This window comes from Bacillus sp. EB01, assembly GCF_000613125.1.
In the GTDB taxonomy this organism is placed as follows: Bacteria; Bacillota; Bacilli; order Bacillales; family Cytobacillaceae; genus Bacillus_D.
This window is the reverse complement of record NZ_HG964497.1, coordinates 1093873-1100678: the sequence shown is the minus strand read 5'-3', so window position 1 is coordinate 1100678 and position 6806 is coordinate 1093873. Positions and strand designations below refer to the sequence as shown.

Here is a 6806-nt window from a genome sequence, read left to right as displayed (position 1 = left end):
AGCCAACGTACCTTTTCCAAAGAATGTGCAATCCTGCGAATAAGCGAGTATTCGGGAGAAAATTGAATTAAACCGAGGGAGATTAATCGGCACCTGGAGAAAGCAGATTAATCCAAGAGAACCCGTCTTATAGATTAATCGGTGGCTGGAGCAAGCAGATTAATCTGAGAAAACCCGTCTCATAGATTAATCGGTATCTGGAGAAAGCAGATTAATCCAAGAGAACCCGTCTCATAGATTAATCGGCACCTGAAGCAAGCAGATTAATCCAAGAGAACCTGTCTCATAGATTAAACGGCTTCTGGAGCAAGTGGATTAATCCAAGAGGTTTGATTGGCTGTTCCCGTCCCCACAAGATGCAAAAAGGGTGTCCCAATTTACTGGGACACCCTCAATATGTTATTTAAATGACGCCTTGTGCGACCATGGCATCGGCAACTCGTAAGAAACCGGCGATGTTTGCGCCGACTACGAGGTTGCCTGGATGGCCGTATTCTTCTGCGGCCAGAACAGATTTTCTATAAATGTTTTCCATGATTTGATGCAATTTGGCATCGACTTCTTCGAACGTCCAGGACAGGCGGGCGCTGTTCTGAGACATTTCCAGTGATGAAACGGCTACGCCGCCTGCATTGGCAGCTTTTGCCGGTGCAAACAGAATATCGCTTTCTAGGAATACCTCGATTGCTTCAAGGGTGGAAGGCATATTTGCCCCTTCACCAACGGCTTTGACTCCATTAGAAACCAGAACTTTAGCCGATTCTTCGTTTATTTCATTTTGTGTTGCGCATGGGAGGGCAATGTCACAAGGAATTGACCAGATGCCCGTTGAACCCTCAACGTATTGGGCATGCGGGTGTTCTTTTACATACTCGCTGATTCGCTTGCGATCGACTTCTTTGAGGCGTTTAACTGTATCAAGGTTAATGCCTTCCGGATCGTAAACATAGCCATTGGAGTCGCTGCAGGCTACAACCTTCGCGCCAAACTGCATAGCTTTTTCAATCGCATAAATAGACACATTTCCGGATCCGGAAACAACCACTGTGCTGCCATTGAAGCTGTGTCCTTTGTCTTTTAGCATTTCCTCTACAAAATACACAGTCCCGTAGCCGGTAGCTTCAGTTCGGCCCAGGCTGCCGCCGTATCCAAGTCCTTTTCCTGTAAGGACACCTGCTTCATAAGCTCCTGCAATCCGCTTATATTGGCCAAACATATAGCCAATCTCTCTTGCGCCAACACCAATATCTCCAGCTGGCACATCAATATCAGGCCCAATATGTCTGTAAAGTTCGGTCATGAAGCTTTGCGTAAATTTCATGATTTCCATATCGGACTTTCCTTTAGGATCGAAGTCCGAGCCTCCCTTGCCTCCACCAATTGGCTGGCCAGTGAGGGAGTTTTTAAAAATTTGCTCAAATCCAAGGAACTTAATGATGCTTGCATTTACAGAAGGATGGAATCGCAGGCCGCCTTTATACGGACCAATCGCGCTGTTAAACTGGACGCGGAATCCACGGTTCACTTGAACTTTTCCCTGGTCGTCGACCCAGGGAACCCTGAAGGTAATTAGTCGTTCTGGTTCAACGATTCGCTCAAGGATGCCGAGATTTCTGTATTGAGGATTTTTTGCAAATACTGGTGTTAACGAATCGAGGATTTCCTTAACTGCTTGGTGAAACTCGCTTTCATATGGATTACGCTTTACTACCGTTTCAAAAATCTCATTTATATACTCTTTTGCAGCTGTTTCAGCTTCGTTCAGTTTCAGTGATATCGTCATGCTGAGTTAACACCCCTTTGTTTCGGCTATTGGACACTTCCTATTATTTTCATTCCTGATTTTTTTATTTTATAATGGAATAATTAATCGAAACAATATGAGTATTAGATTAAATCGATGCCGAAATGAGATGAATTGGAGATAGAGGAATGGAATTGAGGCAAATTCAGTATTTCATCGAAGTGGCCAAACGGGAACATGTAACCGAGGCTGCAGTTTCTTTGCACGTTGCTCAGTCCGCTGTCAGCAGGCAGATCGTTAATTTGGAGGCTGAACTCGGGGTTGATCTTTTTATAAGAGAAGGAAGAAATGTGAAGTTAACCCCAATCGGGAAAACCTTTCTGGAGCATATGGAGGAAGCGATGAAGGTAATCGATAACGCGACGCGGGAGGTCCAGGAATATCTCGATCCTGAGCGTGGAGTAATCCGGATTGGTTTTCCGAGCAGCCTTGCAGCATATACACTGCCTACTGTTATATCTGAATTTCGGGAACAACATCCTCACGTCAAGTTTGAGCTGAAACAGAACTCCTATACAGAATTGATAAATGCGGTAGTTAAAGGCGATCTTGATATGGCACTGGTTGGACCGCTGCCAAGGCACGAAAAAAAGGTCAAAAGCCATATTTTATTTACAGAAAGTATCGTTGCCTTGCTGCCAGCTGGCCATCCACTTGCAGGCCAGCGTTCCCTTACTTTGAATCAATTACGAGATGATTCATTCATCTTGTTCCCACAGGGTTATGTGCTGCGGCAAATTGTTGAGACTGCTTGCAAACAGCTCGGCTTTCAGCCCAAGGTCTCATTTGAAGGCGACGATATTGATGCAATTAAAGGGCTGGTTTCTGCTGGCCTTGGGGTGACGCTCATTCCGGAGATTACGTTGATTGACAACCTGCCGCGCTCGACGGTCCGGCTGCATGTGGTAGAGCCACAGGTCACCCGTACGGTAGGTGTGATTATTCCAAGCGAACGACAACTTCTCCCCGCGGAGAACCTATTCTTCGAGTTCATCCGGGACTTCTTCAAAGTGTTGGATCGGTATCAGGATTAGCGGGTGCATCCACATTACTCAGGGATTCTTGATGACCCTGAGAGTAAAAATATAGGGGCTGCGGTCGTCAATAGAGGTTCTTAACGACCCGGCGAGTAGAAAAATAGAGGCCGCGGTCGTCAATTAGTATTGTACAACTCCCTTTTATTGGTTAATATGGAAGTCTAGGTTATTCCATGGGGGATGAGAAAATAATGAAAAAAGCGATGCCAATTATTTTATCTGCTGGACTGGTCTTTGGATTCTCTTTAGCTGCCGTAGACAGCGTTGAAGCAAAGCCGAAGGTCTACAAGAATTGCACGGAGCTAAATAAGGCGTATAAAGGCGGAGTTGCCAAGTCTTCCTCCGTTAAGAACAAAGGCGGAAAGACAAAGTACAAGCCGTATGTTTCCAAGGCGCTTTATGATGCCAATAAAAGCAAGGACCGCGATAAAGACGGAATCGCATGTGAACGTTAATCGTGGCTGACTTAAAGACCCACAAGATGAACGGGTTCTGTCACAAACTTAATTTTTAAGACAAATAGACCATCAAAGTGCAAAGGCATTTAATGGTCTTTTTTTATTGATAAGGCACATTAATTCCACTATATAAAGATTTGATATCCATTTAATTAACCCCTAATTTACTTTTTAGCTTGCCTTGTTTCTCCAATAAGATTTCTTCGCCTTCAAAGTTGAACTCTATATAATCACGAACAAAAGTTACTTGGCCCAGTTCAGATTTTTTTATCATATTCAAATACATAATGATCTATCGTCCCTTCAGCAAAAGTTATTAACCAACCCCTGCGTAAATAAAATGAAGTGAGCCGAACTAAGTTAGCCGGATCAGAAGCTTTTGCCCAACTATTAATGCAAAAGGAAATATGTTGTACAATTCCAATGTTTTGCACCCGTTCTCCTTTTGCCTGTCCAACCTTTTTTCTGCAATTCTTTTGCTATTAGCATATTAAAAAAGCCGTGTCCTACTAATGCTACCGATTTATATTCGTCTGCATATTCAACTAATAGCTGGGCTGCATTTTTTACCCTTGATTTCGCATCAGTAAAAGACTCACATTCGTTAGAATAACCACAGAACCATAATAATCTTAATATAAAAGACCACATACTTGGACTTAATTTAAGACCTAACTTTTTTGAACAAGTTGGGAGTTCTACCTCTCGAAATAATGGTGAAGAAATGGTCCCTTTTTCTGTGTTTATATACATAGCTGACTGAACAGACCTTTTTAAATTACTAGTAATAACTATTCTTGCATTTGTTACTTTTTCTACTGTCCCAAAAGGATATGCTGTCTCTTCAAATACTCCATTATAATCATATTTTTCTATCCACTTCTTAAAATCCGAACAAGTTATTCGACCATTTTCAGTGTGTCGTGATTTTCCGTGTCTTATCAACGAAATTTCCATGAAAATCTCCTTGGCTCTACCAATAACTTTAATTTAAACTCAAAAATTAATAATCCTTCATACCCCTAAACTGCACCGTTTGTGAACAGGAAAAGTCACTCTAAATACTCCTCACTTAGATCTGGATTTAAATAACGCGCCATTCCAGTTTTAAGCTTTTTCAAACCGAGTTTTTGATACAATCCTTCATTTCCTGTTGTAGATTTTAAACGAAGACAAGAAACAGTACTTAGCTTATCAAGTAAAAACTCCATTATTTTTTTAGCTATACCTTGCTTTTGAAAATCCCGATGAACTATTACATCATAAATTGCGGCATTAAAAACGCCATCTGTTATCCCTCTTCCAATCCCAATAATTCTGCCATTCACTTAGACTAGTGCTATGACATTACTTATTTCGAATACTTGTGTAATTATTTCATTTGTATGCTTAGTCCACCCAACAGAAGTATATACTTCCTTTATTTCATCCAGATTTGGTTCAGAGAAATCGCTATGAATTTCTATATTCATATATCCACCTGCTAAAAAACACATAACCAACGTCCTCGTTGTTTTATTAGGAATTCAACATTAAGACTCTTAATCCTCCTTGAATCAATCCGCCTATTTTTTCTCTATTAAACTTAAAACTCAACCATCTGAAAAAATCTAGTAATCATATTACCAAATGATAATTATTGATATGTAAGGACTATGTCTTTATAATAAAACCATAACGTTATAGTTTGGAGGGGTTGCATTGGGAACGAGAAACTAAGAATTGGGAAATTAGCTGAGTTAACAAATGTTACTAAAAGAACCATCGATTATTATACAACTCTTGGTCTTTTAAAAGCAGAACGTTCCCCTTCCAACTATCGGTACTACGATAGGGATTCAATTGAACGCATTGAGTATATTGAACAGCGTAAAAAGCAAGGCATTCCTTTGGAAGAGATAAAGAAAGAGATTATAAATAAATATTCCGAAGAAGTTGATATCCTTGAAATTCGTTTAAAGATCAAGGATTTAGATGCAGATTTAACAAAAGCTATATCTAAACTTCAGGAATCTGACCACGTTAAACCAGAGGATATAAAAAGAAATCTTTCTCAGGAAAGTATATCTTTAATCCAGTCATTGCTTTTATTACTCAATAACTCTTAGGGGAATATGTTAAATCTCAGCCTATAAATTTGGGCTTTATCACATTTAACAAAAATACTAGGAGGTGTATGTCTTACTTCGGTAAGACTGCTCGTTGACAACCATTAACTTACTGCTCATTACTTTATTGATTGCTTTAACTGCTTTTTTTGTTGCCACAGAATTTGCGATGGTAAAGGTAAGAACTTCAAGGATTGACCAGCTTATTGCTGAAGGGCGAAAGGGTGCCGTAGCAGCAAAAAAGGTAACAACCCATCTTGATGAGTATTTATCTGCCTGCCAGCTCGGGATTACCATTACTGCATTAGGACTAGGCTGGCTTGGGGAACCGACGGTGGAGAGAATCTTGCATCCCGCGTTCGAGTATTTCCATTTAAGCGAAACACTTACAGGAATCTTGTCATTTGCAATTGCCTTTGCACTTGTTACCTTCTTGCACGTAGTAGTTGGTGAATTGGCTCCTAAAACAGTTGCGATTCAAAAGGCCGAAGTCATAACCCTGGCGTTTGCAGGCCCAATTATTTGGTTCTACAAAATCATGTATCCTTTTATCTGGGTATTAAACGGTTCTGCCCGTGTCCTTGTAGGTGTATTTGGTTTGAAGCCGGCATCTGAACACGAAACCGCCCATTCGGAAGAAGAGCTTAGAATTATATTATCCGAAAGCTATGAGAGCGGTGAAATCAACAAGAATGAATTGAAATACATGAACAACATTTTTGAATTTGATGAAAGAATTGCAAAAGAAATTATGGTTCCCCGTACAGAAATGGTGACCATATCTATTGATAACTCCTTGGATGACATTCGGACGTTAATTGAAAAAGAAAATTACACCCGTTATCCCGTTGTAGATGGGGACAAGGATAACATCATTGGTTTTATTAACATGAAGGAATTTTTAACAGCAAACTTCACGCAGAAATTAAATCCGGAACAAATCAATCTTCAAACGTTCGTAAATCCGGTCATCTATGCAATTGAAACGATACCGATCCACGACTTACTCTTAAAGATGCAAAAGGAACGGACACATATTGCCATACTTGTAGATGAATATGGCGGTACATCAGGTGTTGTGACTTTAGAGGACATTATTGAAGAAATTGTAGGAGAAGTCAGGGATGAGTTTGATGAGGATGAAATCCCGGAAATCCGGAAACTAAGTGAAGACCATTATGTTTTCGATGCCAAGCTCTTAATCGAAGATGTGAACAAGCTGTTATTAACAGACCTTGCTCATGAAGATGTTGATACCATTGGCGGCTGGTTCCTGTCTCAAACCACCGATACGGATAGCATAACCGAAATTGAATCAGAAGGATTTAAATTCAAAATCCTCGAAATGGATGGCCATCAGCTTCGCTATTTAGAAGTTGTAAAAGTATAAAACTTTGTG

Annotated in this window: 7 protein-coding genes and 1 pseudogene; 5 read left to right on the top strand and 3 right to left on the bottom strand. The window is 40.4% G+C overall.

Features of this window, described 5'->3' with window-relative positions; translation table 11 throughout:
- Positions 1 to 403 precede the first annotated feature (403 nt).
- Positions 404 to 1783 carry an NADP-specific glutamate dehydrogenase gene (gene gdhA, locus TY16_RS05015; protein WP_043930681.1) on the bottom strand — a complete coding sequence of 460 codons (1380 nt, stop codon included), beginning with the start codon at positions 1781 to 1783 and terminating at the stop codon, positions 404 to 406.
- A gap of 149 nt (positions 1784 to 1932) precedes the next feature.
- Here gdhA and TY16_RS05010 point away from each other — a divergent pair, with 149 nt between their 5' ends.
- Both TY16_RS05010 and TY16_RS05005 read left to right on the top strand, forming a co-directional pair.
- Positions 1933 to 2838, top strand: coding sequence for a LysR substrate-binding domain-containing protein (locus TY16_RS05010; RefSeq protein ID WP_043930680.1), 906 nt, complete (start codon positions 1933 to 1935; stop codon positions 2836 to 2838).
- A gap of 194 nt (positions 2839 to 3032) precedes the next feature.
- Positions 3033 to 3296 (top strand): excalibur calcium-binding domain-containing protein, encoded by a 264-nt coding sequence (locus tag TY16_RS05005; protein ID WP_043930679.1) that lies wholly within the window; start codon positions 3033 to 3035, stop codon positions 3294 to 3296.
- A gap of 393 nt (positions 3297 to 3689) precedes the next feature.
- On the opposite strand, the gene TY16_RS05000 is transcribed toward TY16_RS05005, so the two are convergent.
- Complete coding sequence (locus tag TY16_RS05000; RefSeq protein ID WP_043930678.1) at positions 3690 to 4256, bottom strand: histidine phosphatase family protein; 567 nt, start codon at positions 4254 to 4256, stop codon at positions 3690 to 3692.
- A 95-nt stretch (positions 4257 to 4351) separates the two neighbouring features.
- Entirely contained in the window at positions 4352 to 4627 is a 276-nt protein-coding gene (locus tag TY16_RS04995; protein WP_442853205.1) for a GNAT family N-acetyltransferase, read from the bottom strand.
- 354 nt (positions 4628 to 4981) lie between these two features.
- On the opposite strand from TY16_RS04995, the pseudogene TY16_RS27180 reads away from it, so the two are divergent.
- The 3 genes and pseudogenes from TY16_RS27180 to TY16_RS04985 form a co-directional block, all read left to right on the top strand.
- A pseudogene (locus TY16_RS27180) lies at positions 4982 to 5146 on the top strand (MerR family DNA-binding transcriptional regulator); the annotation flags it as partial.
- Between the two features lie 42 nt (positions 5147 to 5188).
- Positions 5189 to 5407 carry a hypothetical protein gene (locus TY16_RS26810; protein WP_231505561.1) on the top strand — a complete coding sequence of 73 codons (219 nt, stop codon included), beginning with the start codon at positions 5189 to 5191 and terminating at the stop codon, positions 5405 to 5407.
- Between the two features lie 94 nt (positions 5408 to 5501).
- Positions 5502 to 6797, top strand: a complete 1296-nt coding sequence (locus tag TY16_RS04985; protein ID WP_043930676.1) for a hemolysin family protein — start codon at positions 5502 to 5504, stop codon at positions 6795 to 6797.
- The last annotated feature ends 9 nt before the right edge of the window (positions 6798 to 6806 follow it).

Excerpts from the sequence above, each read along its gene's own strand:
- TY16_RS05010 (WP_043930680.1), top strand. The coding sequence starts at position 1,933 with ATGGAATTGAGGCAAATTCAGTATTTCATCGAAGTGGCCAAACGGGAA.
- TY16_RS05005 (WP_043930679.1), top strand. The coding sequence starts at position 3,033 with ATGAAAAAAGCGATGCCAATTATTTTATCTGCTGGACTGGTCTTTGGA.
- gdhA (WP_043930681.1), bottom strand. The coding sequence starts at position 1,783 with ATGACGATATCACTGAAACTGAACGAAGCTGAAACAGCTGCAAAAGAG.
- TY16_RS05000 (WP_043930678.1), bottom strand. The coding sequence starts at position 4,256 with ATGGAAATTTCGTTGATAAGACACGGAAAATCACGACACACTGAAAAT.